This is a genomic window from Mesorhizobium sp. M1322, from assembly GCF_040318085.1.
Classification (GTDB): Bacteria; Pseudomonadota; Alphaproteobacteria; order Rhizobiales; family Rhizobiaceae; genus Mesorhizobium.
The window spans coordinates 15,613-30,977 of sequence record NZ_JAMYLP010000012.1 but is presented as its reverse complement, the minus strand read 5'-3'; the positions used below and the strand labels follow the sequence as shown (position 1 = coordinate 30,977).

Here is a 15,365-nt window from a genome sequence, read left to right as displayed (position 1 = left end):
CTTTGCCGAGGCAGGCTTGCAGCTTGGGCCCGGACGTGAAAAAGGCCGGGACTGACCCGGCCTTTTTCATGCTCTCGCTGGAAGGCATCTACTCTGCCGGCGCTTCGCCAACCTCCCGCCCACGGCCGAGCGTCACCTTGGCCAGCATGAAGGAGATCACCGCGCAAAGCGTGATGCCGGCCACCATCGGCAGCGGCGTGCCGTCGAAGAACCCGCCGGCGATGCCCATGGCGACCGCACCGATCGCGAAGTGCAGCGTGCCCATCAGCGCCGAGGCCGTGCCGGCGATCGCGCCATGCTCCTCCATGGCCAGCACCGAAGTCGTCGGGATCACCAGGCCGAGGAACCCGTAGCCGACGAACAGCAGCACCGCCATCACGTCGAGCCGGTCGACGCCGGACGCCATCACCGCGAACAGCACCACCATCGTGGTCGCATAGCCGACCACCGCGACCCGCACCACGGGCCTTAGCCCGAACCGTTCGGACAGCACCCCCGTCAACTGCGACATGCCGATGAAGGCGACCGCATTGATCGAGAAGAACACGCTGTAGACCGACGGCGACAGCCCGTAATGGTCGATCAGGATGAAGGACGAGCTCGATAGATAGACGAAGAAGCTCGCGATCCCGAAGCCGCCGATAGACGCCAGGCCAAGGAAGTTGCGGTCGCCCATCAGGAAGCGATAGGCCGAGAGCGCAGTGCCGAACGAACTGCCTGCACGCGCCTCGACCGGCCGCGTCTCCTTGAGCGAGGTCGCCAGCAGGATGGTGGCGAGCACCGCCCCACCCGTTACCGTCCAGAACACGGCACGCCAGCCGAGATTCTCGATGATGACGCTACCGGTCAGCGGCGCCAGGATCGGCGACACCGAAAACACCAGCATCAAGAGCGACATCAGCTTGGCAGCGTCGGTGCCGGTGTGCAGGTCACGCACGATGGCGCGCGGCACCGCCATGCCTGCGCTGGCGCCGAGCCCTTGCAGGAAACGGAAGGCAATCAGCCATTCGATCGAGGGTGCCAGCGCCGAGCCGATGCCGCCGACCATGAACAGTGCGAGGCCGCCATAGAGCGGCAGCTTGCGTCCGACCATGTCGGAGATCGGTCCGACGACGATCTGGCCAAACCCCATGGACAGGAAGAAGATCAGCAAACTCATCTGCACGGCAGCGGTGCTTGCCTGCAGATCCGCGCCGATCGAAGGCAACGCCGGAAGATACATGTCAATGGCAAACGGACCGATGGCCGTCAACAGACCGAGCACGATCGCGATGCGGAAGAATTGAGGACTCATGATAGCGGGTTTCTTTCAAATCTGGTTGGCCGCCGACCGGCGCATAATCCTAGGACGTTCCATCCCGTGAAATTCCGACTTCTTCTACGGGAAATCCGTTTAAGTTAAGTCCATAAATTTAGACACTCTTGTCTAATTCGTCAATCACCTCTATATAGTTTTCATGAAGCTCAACGTTTCTCCTGACACCATCCCGCCACGCGGCCACGAGGCCAAGCGCGTCTCCATCATGGACGCAGCCGGCGAGGTGTTCTGCCGCGAAAGCTTCGCCGGCGCCAATATCGACATGATTGCCGCCGAGGCCGGCGTTTCGCGCCAGACGATCTACAACCACCATGGCGACAAGGAGAAACTCTTCGTCGCCATAGTCCGCGACCTGACCGAGCGCTGCAATGCCGGCATCTTCGCCACCATTTCCACCTTTCCGGACCAGCCGAAGGATCTCGAGGCCGATCTGATCGCTTTTGCTGTGCGCATGAACCGCAACTGTATCTGCAACCGCGACGGAAAATTCCTGCGCAAGCTGATCCAGACCGAGGGCGAGCGCTATCCCGAGCTCTTTGCCGAATGGCGCGAACAGGGACCGGGCAGGACATGGCCGGCTATCGCCGCCCGTTTCGCCCGCCTCGCCCATGCCGGTTTCCTCGACATCGAGGACCCCGACGTCGCGGCACGCCAGTTCCTGGCCCTTGCCAATGCCGAGTTGCAGACGACCTTCATGCTCGGCGGCACGCCGACCGATGATGAGGTGCTGCAATCGGCGACACATGGCGTGCGCACCTTCCTGCGCGCCTTCGGCAAGCGGCAGCCGGCGGCCGATGCGCAAAAGCACAGCGCGCTCGCTGGCGCCTGAGCGATCAAATCTGAGGCATGCCCTCTCGCATCCGCGCTGCCGGCGTCTATATCCGGTTTACGCCGCGCTCAAGCTTGATTACAGCTATGCGGACGATTCAACGGAACCCGACAGCCACATGGCCGACGACCACATCCGCTACGACATTCTGGCCCAGGAGGCATTGCGCGGCGTCATGCGCAAGGTCCTGGCCGAGGTCGCGCGCACCGGCCTTCCCGGCAACCATCATTTCTTCATCACTTTCCTGACCGGCGCCCCGGGCGTGCGCGTATCTTCCCGCTTGCGCGAGCGCTATCCCGAACAGATGACCATCGTCATCCAATTCCAGTATTGGGACTTGAAGGTGACCGACACGGGCTTCGAGGTCGGGCTGTCTTTCTCCGACGTGCCGGAAAAGCTGGAAATCCCGTTCTCGGCCGTGCGCGGCTTTTACGACCCGTCCGTCAATTTCGAGCTCGAATTCGACGTGAAGACGGAGACCTCGGCAGAAGAGGAGTTGGCCGGCCAGCCCGCTTCCGAACCGCTGGCCGTCGTCGCCGAGAAAAAGCCGGAAAAGAAGAAGACCGCTGAGGCCGAAAAGAAGCCTGCCGACGCCGCCGCCAAGGGCGCCGAAGTGGTGTCGCTCGACGCCTTCCGCAAGAAGTGATCCGACGGGCCGCGCGACATGGCCGACATCGTCAATCTCCGCCAGGCCCGTAAGCAGAAGGCACGAGCCGAGAAGGAGCGCCTGGCCGAACAGAACCGGACCCTGCACGGCCGCTCCAAGGCCGACCGGGAGCGTGACCGTCTGATCGCCGACAAGGCAAAAAAGTTTGTCGCCGGCCATCGCCGCGAAGCCTCGGGCGATCCGGATTCCCCGAGCATCGGACCGATAAGTGCGCCGCGGTTTTCGGATGAATCCGATGCTTGAAGTGAAATGAGTCACGTCCGGTGAGCCCGGTCGAGAAACGCTCGGTGACCATTCGCGGCCATCGCACCAGCTATTCGCTCGAAAAGCCATTTTTCGACGATCTCGTCGCCATCGCGGCTGCGCGCAAACTGACGCTCGCCGCTCTCGTCGCCGAAATCGACGAGGCCCGGCCGCGCGATGCCAACCTGTCCTCGGCGCTTAGGCTCTACGTCTTGGATTGGGCGAAGCGGAGGATGAAAAGTTCTTTGTAGATCATGACCCCGAACCGAAAGTCAGCGCAGCGAAAAGCGGGGACCGGTTTTCGGATAAGATCATGGTCAATCGGGATGGAACAAGCTCCAGATGGAGCTATCCGCCGCCCAGCGACTTCAGCAGATTGTCGATCGACGAAGGTTCAAGCGTGGGTTTTGGCGCGGATTCTGCTGGCGGCGGGTTGTCATTGGCTGGCGGCTGGGGCGCGCGCTCGATTTTCTGCGCCTGCTCAGCGGCCGCCCTGCGCTGGGCGTCGAGCTTTGCCTTTTCTTCGGCGCCGATCCGCCTCGCCTCTTCCGTCCGCCTCGCCTCTTCCGCTTTCCGGCGTTGCTGTTCTTCGGCTTTCGCCGCCTCGTCCGCCGCTTTTTGCGCCGCCCTGGCTCTCGCTTCGGCATCCGCCTTGGCCCTTGCCTCCGCCTCCGCCTTGGCTTTAGCCTCCGCTTCAGCCCTCGCCCTTGCCTCCGCCTCCGCCTTGGCTTTAGCCTCCGCTTCAGCCCTCGCCCTTGCCTCCGCCTCAGCCTTGGCCACGGCTTCAGCCCTCGCCTGGGCTTCCGCCTTGGCCTTCGCCTCCGCTTCGGCTCGAGCCCTTGCCTCGGCTTCAGCCTTCGCCCTGGCATCTGCCTCGGCTTGCAGCCGCGCCGCCTCCTGCTGCTTGCGCAATTCCTCGGCTGCCCTCTCACGCTCGGCTTGCAGGGCCGCGTAGTAACGCACCTCGCGCCGCAGCCGCTGTTTTTCAAGCAGTGCCGCCTGCATGGCCTCGACCCGCTGCTGTTCCTTTTCCAGCGCGCGCTGGGTCAGGAACTGCGCCAGCGGCTCACTGTCGAATTGCCGCTTCGCGGCGCCGAACGGTCCGTCGACGCTGAAATTCACAGTCGGATCGGAGCCGACCAGCGCTTCGTCGCCGGGCCGATAAGTGATCGAACCACTGGCGGCGACCGTGCTGGCATTCAGGTCCGCCGTGATGTCGGCGGACAGCTTCGCCGTCGGATTTTCAAGATTGACCGGCGGTGCCCTCAGCGCGCCGCCGGCAACTGTGAAGGCGATGTCGGTATCCCCAGCCGGAAAACTGCCGTCCGCGGCGATCTGCGGCGCAAAGCCAGCGGTCTTGGCCGCATCGATATCGCGCCCGATCGCGTCGGCCTTGGCGATGAAAGCGCCAAAGGCGTCGGGATTGACGCCGGCAATGGTCAAGCTCTTCAGGGCCGCCGTGCCGGAACCGGACAGCGCCGCAACCATCGCATCGACCGATTTGCCGCTGGTCGAGAGCGTCGCCGAGAAATCGCCGCTTCCGCTGATGCCGGCCTGCGGCAGCACGGCGGCCAGATCGGCGCCGGCAAGTTTCATCTGGCCGGAGAAAAGCCCGGTGCCGTCATTGTTCTTCAGCTCGAACAGTCCGGTAAGCGCACCGCCGGCGAACTTTGCCTCGAGGTCCGAAACGCGGATGCCTTCCTGGTCGAGCTCCAGCGAAAGCGTCGCGTCATAAGCCGTGGCCAGCGGGCCGGCGACCAGCGATGCCGTGGTCACGTCGAGTTCGGCGGTGAACGGCAGGCTGGACTTCTGGCTGAACGGGGCGGTCGGCCAAGCCCTGCCGGCGCCCAGGAAGGCCTGGTCACCAAACAGTGCTACCGCCATCGGGTCGAGATCCAGCTCATCGAGCACCAGCGCGCCGGCAAGATGCGACAGCCCATCCTTGACGTCGACATTGACGTCACCGGAAACCGCCGCCTCGTTGATGGCGCCGCTGAGGCCGGACAGAACCAGAAGGCCGTTGCCGAAATCGGCGTCGGCCGCTAGCCACGTCGACATGCCTGTCCCCATGCCCGGCAAGCCGACGCCTGTCGTCATCAGCCACGGCTCGATGTCGGCGGCTTCCAGACTGACCTTGCCCTTGACGGTGGGGCCTTGTGGCGTGCCGGCGAATGTCCCGTCGAAACCGACCTTGAAGTCGTTGCCGATGAGGTTGAAGCTCGTCGCCATACCGCCGCCAAGCGTGCCTTTTGCCGAGACATCGGTGGTCGCCTCGCCAAGCATGCCGAGTGGCAACGCCGGTAGGCCGTAAAGCGCCAGAAGTGCGGTGGCGTCGGTATTCCTGGCGTTGAAGGTCAGCGACACCGGCGCCTCGAGAAGCCGGTCGGCCACCCCTTTGCCGGACAGCGACGCCGAAAACGCCGAACCGCCGGCCTTGCCTTGCGCGCTGACTGCCAGGCCTGTCGTGCCATCGCCGTTGGCGGCGGCACTCGTCACCAGATCGACGCGCGCATCCTGCAACAGCTCGGGATAGGCCGCGACGCGCCCCGCCAGCCTCTTCAGCACGGCATTGTCCGGATAGTGCTGCGCCGCGACATCGACCAGCGGCTTGAGGTCGACGGCGACCACGGACGCGTCGAGCTTGCCGGTCGGACTCACTGGGAAATCCTTGATCCGACCGGTGGCGCTGATTGAGGCGCCGGCAAGCCCGCCAACCGAGAGCCGGTCGATTTCGAGCAGCCCGTCGCGCAGCCTGAGCGCCGTATCGACCGTATCGGCGGTCAGCCCGCCGGCACTGACCGGCCCGGCCTTGATCTGGAAATCGAGGTCGCGGTCGGAAAAACGGTTCGCGCCCTTGTCGCTGATGAAGATCGAGGCGAAGGCGGCGAGGCCGTCGACATCGAGTTCGCCACCTTCGAGCCGCATCAGCACCGACGGCCTGGCCTCGTCGGGCTGGCTGGAATCGATGCGGCCGGAAAATTTCGCCTTGCCGAGAACGAGCTCGAGGTCGCTGAAGGCTTGGCGCTTCCCGGTCAGGTCGACCTTGGCCTTGAAGCCGGCGGCCGGCAGCCGGCGGATCGCTTCGTCGACATCCCTCGACAGCCAGGCCGCAAAGCCGGAAGGCTGCCCTACCGCCAGAAGCAGCGAACCGGTAAAGCCGAAATGATCCTCGACGCTGAGCATTCCGTTTGCTTCCAGCCTGGCGCGGCCGGGCAGCGTCGCGGCCAGCGACTTCACCGACCAGCCAGCATCGGCCGGCTCGGCGGAAAGGCGCACGTCGCGAACCGTCGTGTCGCCGGCCACCACCGCCGGCAGCTTCACCTCGACGGTGCCCGGTATGGTCGGCTTGGGCAGGTCGAGCAGCGCCTGCTCCAGTGCCGCGACACGCTCGGATAATGTCAGCCCGGCAGCGGCGCCGACGGCTTCATCGAACTGCACCTGCGCGCCATCGGCCTCGATCGAAAAGCTTGGGTTCGGCCCAAGCTCGACGGCAGCCTTGCCGTCAGCGGTATAGGGATTGTCGAGCGGCCCGGTCTCGAAGCGGAATTCGTCGACCCCAAGCTTCTGGTGGTCGAGCGAAAACTTGCCGTTCAGCCTGAACCCCGGCTCCGGCTTACCGGCGCTGGCCTTCATCATCTCACCGTCGGTGCCGTTAAGCTGCGCCAAACGCTTGTCGGCGCCATTCTTGTCGGAACTTGTGACCTTGAACTGGCCCGAATAGATCGCGGCGCCGTTGACGATGCCGGCATTGCCGTCGGCCTCGATGACCAGCGGATAGGCGTCCGGATCGGCCTTGAGCCTGAGCCGCATCTGTCCGTCGCCCCCGGCCTTGCCGGTGGACGCGATGACAGTGCTGCGCAGGCCGTCGAGCCGCAGCGAACCATCCATCCGCCATGGTCCGGCCAGCGATTTGGCCGAGATCATCGAGTTGATTTCGGAAAGCAAATGGCTGCGCCCGCCAGCGGCATGGCGCAGCGCGATCTCTCCGTCGGTCACCGTTAGCTTTTCGATCGAGATCTGGCTGGGATCGAAGGGTGAAGACGGGCGTATCGCCCAATCCACCGTGCCGTCGGCGGCAATGTCGATCGTCGCCCTCGGCCGCACCAGCCGCATGTCGAAGATCAGCACCTCGCCGCTCAGGAAGGGCGCCAGTTCCGCATCCATCGAAAAGGTCTCGACGGTCATTGCCGGCTGGCCGCCGGGGCCGCCGGCCACAGTGACGTTCGAGAAGGTCACCGACGGAAACGGCAGCAGTTTCGCCGTTGCATCGCCCTGAACAGTGACCTTGCGGCCAAGAATGGCGCTCGCCTCGCGCTCGAAATCGGCACGGTAGCCCGTCCAGTCGATGAAATACGGCACCACCAGCGCCGCACACAGCACCAGCACGAAAAGGCCACCGAAGATCACGAACAGGCGTGCGAGCATGAGCTCCGAGCAGTTGATTGAAAATCAGCCGCACTCTACCCGCATCCGCGTGTCGATAAAGAGGCAAATCGATCGCCCCAAGAGCAAAAGCTCTAGTCGGCGGGCAGTATCTTCCCAGGGTTCATAATATTCAGCGGGTCGAGCGCCTGCTTGATCGTGCGCATGATGTCGACGCTGTGGCCGAGTTCATGGCGCAGGAAGCCGACCTTGCCTTGTCCGATGCCGTGCTCGCCGGTGCACGTTCCGTCCATGCCGATCGCCCGCATATTCAGCCGCGCGACGAACTCTTCCGTTGCGGCGATTTCCTTCGGATCGTCCGCGTCCATCAGCACAAGCACATGGAAATTGCCGTCGCCGGCATGGCCGACGATCGGCGCGATCAACCCCATCTCGGCAATGTCGGCCTCGGTTTGCGTGACGCATTCGGCAAAGCGCGAGATCGGCACGCAGACGTCGGTCGACAGCCCCTTGGCGCCCGGCCGCAGCGTCAGCGACGACCAATAGGCGTCGTGCCTGGCCTTCCACAGCTTCGTCCGCTCCTCGGCGACGCTGGTCCACAGGAACGGGCCGCCGCCATATTCTTCGGCGATCATGCCGAAGGTCTCGGCCTGCTCGGCAACGCCGGCATCACTGCCATGGAACTCGACGAACAGGCATGGGCTTTCCGGATAGTCGAGTTTCGAATAGCTCTTCATCGCCCGCATCTGCAGCGCATTGACCAGTTCGATGCGCGCCACCGGAATGCCCATCTGGATTGTCGCGATCACCGCATTACAGGCCGCCTCGACGCTGGGAAACGGGCAGACGCCGCCGGAGATCGCCTGCGGAATGCCTTGCAGCTTCAGGGTCAGCTGGGTGATGATGCCGAGCGTGCCTTCGGAGCCGATCAGGAGCCGCGTCAGATCGTAGCCGGCCGAGCTCTTTTTCGCGCGCTTGCCGGTCGTTACCGTCTTGCCGTCGGCCATTACCGCCGTCAACGACAACACATTCTCGCGCATCGTGCCGTAGCGCACCGCATTGGTGCCCGACGCCCGCGTCGCCGCCATGCCGCCGAGCGATGCATTCGCACCCGGATCGATCGGAAAGAACAGGCCGGTGTCGCGCAGGTGCCGGTTGAGATCCTCGCGCGTCACACCGGGCTCGACCGTGCAGTCAAGATCCTGCGGGTTGACCGCGAGGATGCGGTTCATCCGCGAAGTATCCAGCGAGATGCCGCCGCCCGGCGCGTTGGTATGGCCTTCCAGCGAGGAGCCGACGCCGAAGGCGATCACCGGCACGCGGTGCGCGGCGCAGGCCGAGACGATCTCCTGCACCTCCGTCGTCGTCTCCGGAAACGCCACGCCATCCGGTGCCTGGGCCGGAATGTAGGTGGTGGTGTGGGCGTGCTGGGCGCGGATCGCCTGGCCGGTCTGGAACCGCTCGCCGAGCCGCTGCTTGAGGATGCCGAGCACGGCGGCGATCCCTTCCTCGTTGCGTTCGACCGGATTGAGGTCGCTCAGAGCCATCGATTCCTCCGCGAATGGACCAGCGGCTGCCCTTGCTGTGCAGCTATGGATGCGTAGTCTCACCAACCACGTTCTGTCCAGCCAGAAGGAAGTTTTCCATGTCCACCCCCGCCCCCTTCGTCTCTCGCGTCATGGATATCGAGAAGGACTGGATCGACTACAACGGCCATCTCAACATGGCCTATTACAACGTGCTGTTCGACCGTTGCTCGGACGACGCCTTCGAGATGATGGGGATGGGGCCTAACTACGCCAAGGACCGTCGCCTCACCATCTACACGGCGGAAGTGCATGTCTGCTACGTGCAGGAGCTGCATTTGGAGCACAAGGTCGCCGTCTCCTTCCAGCTCATCGACCACGATGACAAGCGGCTCAGGGTTTACCAGGAAATCCGGCATGTCGATGGCTGGCTCGCCGCCACTTCCGAATCGCTGTCGCTGCATGTCGACATGTCCGGGCCGAAAGTGGCGCCCTTCCCGGCCGATGTTCTGGCCAAGGTGGAAACCATGCGCGCCGCCCATGCGGCGCTGCCGATGCCTGAGCGCGCCGGCCGTTCGATCGGTATTCGTCGCAAGACGCTTGAACCGCAGTCCGACCGCCGTTAACCTTACCAAGGTTTTAACGTGAACAAGCCGAATTGAGGCGTTGAACGACTCAGCGCGGCGTTGGAAAACCCTCCGCATCGGGTTGATACGGAGGGCGGAGCTGAAGCGGTTCGGGGAACGTGCATGAAAACCGACATCAAGGTCGAGGCGGAAAGGCTGGCGGCCGACCCACGCATCACCGACTATGATTTCTGGCGCTCGCTGAAGAACCTCAACAACGAGATCTTTCACATCGCCCACAACAATGAGCCGATCCCTTTCGCCATGATCCGCTGGCGCGCCATCCTGAAGCAAGCGCGGATGAAGCGCGGGCATGCCTGACGGGCAGCGCTTAATTCCTTAACCGTCACGGCGGCCGCTTCACTGCCGCCAGCGGCGAACGCGCCACCACCGGCGACGACTGGATGATTGCGGTGTTGGTCATCGCGAACGGAATGATGCGGTCGATCACCCGTTCGAGCTCGGCCACCGAACCGACATGCGCCAGCGCGATGAAACAGTCCTCGCCGGTCACCCGGTCGCATTGGGCGATTTCCGGCAAGTCGCGGATGATCTCGGCCACCGCAGCCAGTTGTCCCGGCACAGGCCTGATCCTCAGCCATGCCGACAGTTTCATGCCGAGCGCGGCCGGATTGATCCGCACCGTATAGGCCTCGATCACGCCGCTCTCCTGCAGCCGTCGAATGCGCTCGGCCACACTGGGCGCCGACAAGCCAACCGAGCGCGCCAGTTCAGCGGTGCTGGTGCGCGCATCCTTCTCCAGCAAGCGCAGGATTTTCAGATCTGCCGCATCTAAGCCGGGATTTTCGTTTCGAAGGCGTTTCAGGGAAAGCTCCTTGGTTTTGGAAAATCAATGATCTCTTTGGCTGGTCATTATCCATATAAACCGGAAAGATCGCCTGCGATGATGATCCTATGGATGATCAAGCGCAAGTCCCAGGCGCAGTCTCTGCGCTCGCCGGCCCTGTTTTTGGCAAGCTGGCGACCTCGCTGCCGCCGCATGTCTGGTTCGGCGTCAGCGCCGTGTTCCATTATCTCGGGCCAGCTTTCGCCGTGCTGCTTTTCCCGCATGTCGGCGTGCTCGGGATGGCCTGGCTGCGCATCGTCACGGCCGCCCTTGTTTTCGCGCCGCTGACCCGGCCATGGACGGTCTTCGCCCGCGCCGACCGCCCGACAGGACTGCTGCTTCTCGCTTTTGGCGCCTGCCTCGGCATAATGAATTGCTCCTTCTACCTGGCGCTGGAACGCTTGCCGATCTCGCTGGTCGCGGCGATCGAATTCGTCGGCACCATCGGCGTCGCGCTTGTCGGCGTCAGAAGCCCGCGCAATCTCGCAGCCCTTGCCGTTGCCGTCATCGGCACCTTGCTGCTGATCGATGTCAAATGGTCAAGCGACCCGATCGGCCTGTTCTGGGCCTTCCTGAACGGCGCGCTGTTCGTCGGCTATATCGTGCTTGGCCATCGCGTTGCCCGCGCCGGCGCTGGCGACGGCATCGTCGGCCTGGGTGCCGCCATGGCGGTCGCCTGCCTCATCGTGCTGCCGATCGGCTTCACCGATGCGCTGCCGGCCTTCTCGGCGCCGCCACTGCTCATCGCCGCCATCGGCGTCGGCATATGCTCCTCGGTCATCCCTTATATCTGCGACCAGCTTGCCATGTCGCGGCTCCCGCGATCGAGCTTCGCGCTGATGCTGTCGTTGCTGCCGGTCACCGCCACGCTGATCGGCGTCATTGTGCTGCGCCAGATACCCAGCCCTACCGATTGCTTCGGCATCGCGCTGGTGGTGGCCGGCGTCGCTTTTCACAAACCGGCAAATCCCTGATCAGGCAAGCTTCTCCTTGAGAAAGGCGATCGTCCGGCCCCAGGCGAGGTCTGCCGCGTTCTTGTCGTAGCGGGCCGCGGACGTGTCATTGTTGAAGGCATGATTGGCGCCTTCATAGACATAGACCGTGTACTCGACCTTGGCTGCATCGAGTTCCTTCTTGAAGGCGTCGATACCGGCATTGATGCGGGTGTCGAGCCCGGCATAATGCAGCAGCAGCGCCGCCTTGATCTTCGGCACATCCTCGGCCTTCGGCTGCATGCCGTAATAGGCGACAGCGGCAGTCAGATCCGGCGTGTTGACAGCCAGCGTGTTCACCGTGCCGCCGCCCCAGCAGAAGCCGACCGCGCCGACCTTGCCGTTGCCATCCGCGTGTTCTTTGAGGAAAGCGACTGTTGCGACCGCATTGGCGACGGTCTGCGCCGGATCGAGCTTGGAGAACTGGTCACGCGCCTTGTCCTCGTCGGCCGGCGTGCCGCCGAGCGGGGACAGGAAGTCCGGGGCCAGCGCCACAAACCCTTCCAGCGCCACGCGCCGCGTCACATCGCCTATATGCGGGTTGAGCCCCCTGTTCTCGTGCACGACGATGACGGTGCCGACCTTGCCGGACTGGCCGGCTGGCTTGACCAGATAGCCCTTCATCTCGCCACCGCTGCCGGGATAGCTGATGTCCTCGCCCGCCACGCGTGAATCGTCCTCGGCTACGATCGCCGCCCGGGCTGAATTCGCCGCCAGCAGCGGCGCGATTGCGGCGGCCGCCGCACCTGATCCGGCAAGCCTGGTCAACTGTTCCATGAAGCGCCGCCGGTCGAGCGTCAGATGCGTGTATTCGTCGTAGGCGTCGATCATCGCCTGGGTGATGGCGGGTCTGTTGACGGCGTGGCTGGCAGGGCTCGGTTCTGTCATGGCGCTCTCCTCGGCTTCGGGAATGTGTCCGCCGCGCAAGATAAGATAGAAGCGCGCATGGTCCAGTCACGGATGAGTGAGGCCCGGCATGCAGCGCTCCACGACGTCGGTGGGTTAAATCTACCCGTTTGTAGGTTCCGGCCCTGGATTGAGAACAAAACGGAGACACTTCTGGCCTTTCGCTGCCGAATCACTACATTCGGGGGAGATGTCCGGCTTTTCGGAAGATATGCCTTTTTTTGACGAACCGAACGCGCGGCCCGCGGCCCCGTCGGGCATTGCCGCGCGCGCCATGGCTGCCCGCAGCGGCCACAACAATGCACCCGATTATCTGAACGGGCTCAACCCCGAGCAGCGGCTGGCGGTGGAAACTACCGAAGGTCCGGTTCTGGTGCTGGCCGGGGCCGGCACCGGCAAGACGCGCGTCTTGACCACCCGTATCGCTCACATCCTCGCCACCCATAGGGCCTACCCCAGGGAAATCCTCGCCGTCACCTTCACCAACAAGGCGGCGCGAGAGATGAAGCAGCGCATCGGCCTCTTAATAGGCGAAGGCAATGTCGAAGGCATGCCGTGGCTCGGCACCTTCCATTCGATTGGCGTGAAGCTGCTGCGCCGACACGCCGAGCTTGCCGGGCTCAAATCCGACTTCACCATTCTCGACACCGACGACGTCGTGCGCTTGATCAAGCAGCTCATCCAGGCCGAAGGGCTGGACGATAAGCGCTGGCCGGCCAAGCAGTTCGCCCAGATGATCGACGGCTGGAAGAACAAGGGGCTTGGCCCCGCCGACATTCCCGAGGGCGACGCCCGCGCCTTCGCCAACGGCAAGGGCCGCGAGCTCTACAAGGCCTATCAGGAGCGGCTGAAAACGCTGAACGCCTGCGACTTCGGCGATCTCCTGTGCCACCCGATCCGCATCTTCCGCGCCAATCCGGACGTGCTGAAGGAGTACCACAAGCGCTTCAAATACATCCTCGTCGACGAGTACCAGGACACCAACACCGCCCAATACATGTGGCTGCGGCTTTTGGCGCAGCGGCCGGGCGGACCACGAAGTGGCTCTCCGGGTGGTCGCGCTCCAGGTCGTTCCGGAGTTCCGGATAGAACGGAGGCGGGTAGCTATAGACCGGCAAGTCCGAAGGATGAATCGGGAATTCCGGCCGAAGGCAGCAAGGACGACCGTCCGTCCGAGCCGTTGCGAGGCCCTCGCGGAGGGCCCGCGCCGGCAGGCGCGGAACAGCCCGTGAGCGATAACAAAGTAAACATTTGCTGCGTCGGCGACGACGATCAATCCATCTATGGCTGGCGCGGGGCCGAGGTCGACAACATCCTGCGCTTCGATAAGGATTTCCCCGGCGCCACGATCATCCGGCTGGAGCGCAACTACCGCTCCACCGCGCATATCCTCGGCACCGCCTCCCACCTCATCGCCCACAATGAAGGTCGCTTCGGCAAGACGCTGTTCACCGAAAAGGTTGCCGAGGATGACGAGAAGGTGCATGTCCATGCCGCCTGGGATTCCGAGGAGGAGGCCCGCGCCGTCGGCGAAACCATCGAGGCCTACCAGCGGCAGAAGCACAACCTCAACGACATGGCCATTCTTGTCCGCGCATCGTTCCAGATGCGCGAGTTCGAGGACCGCTTCGTCACCCTCGGCCTCAACTACCGCGTCATCGGCGGGCCGCGCTTCTACGAGCGCCTCGAAATCCGCGATGCGCTGGCCTTCTTCCGCGTCGTCGCGCAAGGCGCCGACGACCTCGCCTTCGAGCGCATCGTCAACGTGCCGAAGCGCGGGTTGGGCGAAGCCACCATCCGCCAGATCCACGACACCGCCAGGGTGCTTCGCATCCCGATGCTGGAGGCTGCCGAAAAACTCGCCGAGAGCGACGAGCTGAAGCCAAAACCGCGCGCAGCGCTGCGCGAAGTCGCCGCCAATTTCGAGCGCTGGCAGAAGGCGCTGGAGACCACGCCGCACACCGAGCTTGCCGAGACCATCCTGGAGGAGAGCGGCTACACCGACATGTGGAAGAACGACCGCTCGGTGGAAGCCCCCGGCCGGCTGGAAAACCTCAAAGAACTGATCCGCTCCATGGAGGAGTACGAATCGCTGCGCTCCTTCCTCGAACATGTCGCCCTGGTGATGGACGCTGAGCAGAACGCCGAGCTCGACGCCGTCAACATCATGACGCTGCATTCGGCCAAGGGCCTCGAATTCGAGACGGTGTTTTTGCCTGGTTGGGAGGAAGGTCTTTTTCCACACCAGCGCGCGCTCGACGAGGGCGGCCGCTCCGGGCTCGAGGAAGAACGGCGGCTGGCCTATGTCGGGCTGACCCGCGCCAAGAAGAACCTGCATTTGTGGTTCGTCTCCAACCGCCGTATCCACGGCCTGTGGCAATCGACCATCCCGTCGCGCTTCCTCGATGAATTGCCGGAAGCCCATGTCGAAGTCGCCGAAAGCGGCAACAGCTACGGCGGTTACGGTAATTCCTACGGCGGCGGTTCTTTTGCCTCGGGACGTGGTGGCCAAGGGGCAGGAAGGCAAAATCCTTACGGCGCCTCGCGTTTCGACAATGTCGGCGAGGAAAAGGCAGGCAGCTTCTCCAACACCTATTCGACGCCGGGCTGGCAGCGCGCGCAACAGAACCGCACCGAGGCGACCGACCGCAACTGGGGCTCGCGTTCCGGCCACCAGGTCGAGCGTATCGGCTATGGCGAAACCGACTCCGGCTATGGCGCCGGCCGCACCTCGATCAAAGGCCGCACGATCGACGGCGAATTGGTCGCCAAATCCGTCGCTGACACGCCATCCCCCTTCAGTGTCGGCGACCGCGTCTTCCACCAGAAATTCGGCAACGGCAACATTTCCGCCATCGAAGGCAACAAGCTGACCATCGACTTCGACAAGGCCGGCCAGAAACGCGTGCTGGACGGGTTTGTCACCGGGGTGTGAGGGCGCCGCGACAACGGTGTCGCCGGCCGCCGGAGAGCGGCGGCCATGTGTTCCCGAGCTTGCTCCTGACAAGTTTGACGCTATTGCCGGTGG

Annotated in this window: 13 protein-coding genes; 8 read left to right on the top strand and 5 right to left on the bottom strand. The window is 63.8% G+C overall.

Annotation, left to right across the window (positions count from 1 at the left end; all coding sequences use genetic code 11):
* Positions 1–88: 88 nt before the first annotated feature.
* Entirely contained in the window at positions 89–1,294 is a 1,206-nt protein-coding gene (locus NKH12_RS07120; RefSeq protein WP_352952495.1) for a multidrug effflux MFS transporter, read from the bottom strand.
* Positions 1,295–1,457: 163 nt separating this feature from the next.
* Between NKH12_RS07120 and NKH12_RS07115 the strand changes: the two genes are divergently transcribed.
* The 4 genes from NKH12_RS07115 to NKH12_RS07100 all read left to right on the top strand — a co-directional run bounded on the left by NKH12_RS07115 (position 1,458) and on the right by NKH12_RS07100 (position 3,308).
* Complete coding sequence (locus NKH12_RS07115; RefSeq protein WP_352952494.1) at positions 1,458–2,147, top strand: TetR/AcrR family transcriptional regulator; 690 nt, start codon at positions 1,458–1,460, stop codon at positions 2,145–2,147.
* A gap of 118 nt (positions 2,148–2,265) precedes the next feature.
* Positions 2,266–2,793, top strand: a complete 528-nt coding sequence (locus tag NKH12_RS07110) for an SspB family protein (RefSeq protein WP_352952493.1) — start codon at positions 2,266–2,268, stop codon at positions 2,791–2,793.
* 18 nt (positions 2,794–2,811) lie between these two features.
* The gene (locus tag NKH12_RS07105; protein WP_352952492.1) at positions 2,812–3,057 is read left to right on the top strand and encodes a DUF4169 family protein; all 246 of its coding nucleotides are present in this window, start codon (positions 2,812–2,814) and stop codon (positions 3,055–3,057) included.
* Positions 3,058–3,077: 20 nt separating this feature from the next.
* Positions 3,078–3,308, top strand: a complete 231-nt coding sequence (locus NKH12_RS07100) for a ribbon-helix-helix domain-containing protein (RefSeq protein ID WP_352952491.1) — start codon at positions 3,078–3,080, stop codon at positions 3,306–3,308.
* Between the two features lie 97 nt (positions 3,309–3,405).
* On the opposite strand, the gene NKH12_RS07095 is transcribed toward NKH12_RS07100, so the two are convergent.
* Both NKH12_RS07095 and NKH12_RS07090 read right to left on the bottom strand, forming a co-directional pair.
* Positions 3,406–7,482, bottom strand: a complete 4,077-nt coding sequence (locus tag NKH12_RS07095; RefSeq protein WP_352952490.1) for an AsmA family protein — start codon at positions 7,480–7,482, stop codon at positions 3,406–3,408.
* Between the two features lie 92 nt (positions 7,483–7,574).
* Entirely contained in the window at positions 7,575–8,987 is a 1,413-nt protein-coding gene (locus NKH12_RS07090) for an FAD-binding oxidoreductase (protein WP_352952489.1), read from the bottom strand.
* Between the two features lie 98 nt (positions 8,988–9,085).
* Between NKH12_RS07090 and NKH12_RS07085 the strand changes: the two genes are divergently transcribed.
* Together NKH12_RS07085 and NKH12_RS07080 are read left to right on the top strand one after the other, a co-directional pair.
* Positions 9,086–9,592: a thioesterase family protein gene (locus NKH12_RS07085; RefSeq protein WP_352952488.1), complete on the top strand. Its 507-nt coding sequence runs from the start codon at positions 9,086–9,088 to the stop codon at positions 9,590–9,592.
* A gap of 123 nt (positions 9,593–9,715) precedes the next feature.
* On the top strand, positions 9,716–9,913 hold the full coding sequence (locus tag NKH12_RS07080; protein ID WP_352952487.1) for a hypothetical protein: 198 nt from the start codon (positions 9,716–9,718) through the stop codon (positions 9,911–9,913).
* Between the two features lie 25 nt (positions 9,914–9,938).
* On the opposite strand, the gene NKH12_RS07075 is transcribed toward NKH12_RS07080, so the two are convergent.
* The gene (locus tag NKH12_RS07075; RefSeq protein ID WP_352952555.1) at positions 9,939–10,418 is read right to left on the bottom strand and encodes an Lrp/AsnC family transcriptional regulator; all 480 of its coding nucleotides are present in this window, start codon (positions 10,416–10,418) and stop codon (positions 9,939–9,941) included.
* A gap of 89 nt (positions 10,419–10,507) precedes the next feature.
* On the opposite strand from NKH12_RS07075, the gene NKH12_RS07070 reads away from it, so the two are divergent.
* Positions 10,508–11,413 (top strand): EamA family transporter, encoded by a 906-nt coding sequence (locus NKH12_RS07070; protein WP_352952486.1) that lies wholly within the window; start codon positions 10,508–10,510, stop codon positions 11,411–11,413.
* Here the strand turns inward: NKH12_RS07070 and NKH12_RS07065 are convergent, their stop codons facing one another.
* Complete coding sequence (locus NKH12_RS07065; RefSeq protein ID WP_352952485.1) at positions 11,414–12,319, bottom strand: dienelactone hydrolase family protein; 906 nt, start codon at positions 12,317–12,319, stop codon at positions 11,414–11,416.
* A 208-nt stretch (positions 12,320–12,527) separates the two neighbouring features.
* Here NKH12_RS07065 and NKH12_RS07060 point away from each other — a divergent pair, with 208 nt between their 5' ends.
* Positions 12,528–15,272, top strand: coding sequence for an ATP-dependent helicase (locus tag NKH12_RS07060; RefSeq protein ID WP_352952484.1), 2,745 nt, complete (start codon positions 12,528–12,530; stop codon positions 15,270–15,272).
* The last annotated feature ends 93 nt before the right edge of the window (positions 15,273–15,365 follow it).

Coding starts and splice junctions, on each gene's coding strand:
- NKH12_RS07115 (WP_352952494.1), top strand. CDS start 1,458: ATGAAGCTCAACGTTTCTCCTGACACCATCCCGCCACGCGGCCACGAG.
- NKH12_RS07070 (WP_352952486.1), top strand. CDS start 10,508: ATGGATGATCAAGCGCAAGTCCCAGGCGCAGTCTCTGCGCTCGCCGGC.
- NKH12_RS07110 (WP_352952493.1), top strand. CDS start 2,266: ATGGCCGACGACCACATCCGCTACGACATTCTGGCCCAGGAGGCATTG.
- NKH12_RS07060 (WP_352952484.1), top strand. CDS start 12,528: ATGTCCGGCTTTTCGGAAGATATGCCTTTTTTTGACGAACCGAACGCG.
- NKH12_RS07085 (WP_352952488.1), top strand. CDS start 9,086: ATGTCCACCCCCGCCCCCTTCGTCTCTCGCGTCATGGATATCGAGAAG.
- NKH12_RS07080 (WP_352952487.1), top strand. CDS start 9,716: ATGAAAACCGACATCAAGGTCGAGGCGGAAAGGCTGGCGGCCGACCCA.
- NKH12_RS07105 (WP_352952492.1), top strand. CDS start 2,812: ATGGCCGACATCGTCAATCTCCGCCAGGCCCGTAAGCAGAAGGCACGA.
- NKH12_RS07065 (WP_352952485.1), bottom strand. CDS start 12,319: ATGACAGAACCGAGCCCTGCCAGCCACGCCGTCAACAGACCCGCCATC.
- NKH12_RS07095 (WP_352952490.1), bottom strand. CDS start 7,482: ATGCTCGCACGCCTGTTCGTGATCTTCGGTGGCCTTTTCGTGCTGGTG.
- NKH12_RS07120 (WP_352952495.1), bottom strand. CDS start 1,294: ATGAGTCCTCAATTCTTCCGCATCGCGATCGTGCTCGGTCTGTTGACG.
- NKH12_RS07090 (WP_352952489.1), bottom strand. CDS start 8,987: ATGGCTCTGAGCGACCTCAATCCGGTCGAACGCAACGAGGAAGGGATC.